This is a genomic window from Clostridium sp. HV4-5-A1G (genome assembly GCF_900184915.1).
GTDB classification, from domain to species: domain Bacteria; phylum Bacillota; class Clostridia; order Clostridiales; family Clostridiaceae; genus Clostridium_B; species Clostridium_B aromativorans.
Window position 1 is genome coordinate 1 of sequence record NZ_FXYI02000369.1, and the last position, 799, is coordinate 799.

The 799-nt window shown below is 29.2% G+C and carries 1 protein-coding gene; it reads left to right on the top strand.

What is annotated here, in order from left to right:
- Positions 1-100 precede the first annotated feature (100 nt).
- Positions 101-733 (top strand): redox-sensing transcriptional repressor Rex, encoded by a 633-nt coding sequence (locus J5G60_RS18565; RefSeq protein WP_150358868.1) that lies wholly within the window; start codon positions 101-103, stop codon positions 731-733.
- Positions 734-799 lie beyond the last annotated feature (66 nt).

Here is a 799-nt window from a genome sequence, read left to right on the forward strand (position 1 = left end):
AAATAATAGTATAAATTATAGAAATAAATCATTTAGGACTATTTTATTAATAGATACAATAATAGATGATACACTAAATTTTATAAATACGAGGTGCTTTATGGATAAAAAGAAAAATATATCGATGGCTGTTATAAAAAGATTACCAAAATACCATAGATATTTAGGCGATTTAATGAGAAATGATGTGGATAGAATATCTTCAAAGGAATTGAGTGAAAAAATAGGGTTTACAGCCTCCCAGATAAGACAGGATTTAAATTGCTTTGGAGATTTTGGTCAGCAGGGTTATGGATATAATGTAAGTGAATTGTATAGTCAGATATGCAACATACTTGGACTTACAAAATTATACAGAACAGCAATAATAGGAGCAGGGAATATAGGTCAGGCTATAGCTAATTATACCAGATTTGAAAAGTTGGGTTTTGAATTAAAAGCTATATTTGATATAAATCCTAAACTCATTGGCCTTAGAATTAGAGATATTGAGATAAATGATATTGATTATTTGCCTGAGTATTTGAAAGAAAATGTTATAGATATAGGCATAATATGTGTTCCAAGTAATAACGCACAAAAGGTTTGCGACATTTTGGTTAAAAATGGGGTGAAAGGTATCTGGAATTTTGCTCCTGTCGATCTCATTGTGCCAGAGGATGTGAAGATGGAGGATGTTCATTTAAGTGACAGCTTGTTGACTCTGAGCTGTTTGTTAAATGATGTGGATTGAAATTAGTTTGTATAAATATAATTCTGAATTTTAGATAAAAGTAATAATAATTATACTATTTATTAT

Coding starts and splice junctions, on each gene's coding strand:
- J5G60_RS18565 (WP_150358868.1), top strand. CDS start 101: ATGGATAAAAAGAAAAATATATCGATGGCTGTTATAAAAAGATTACCA.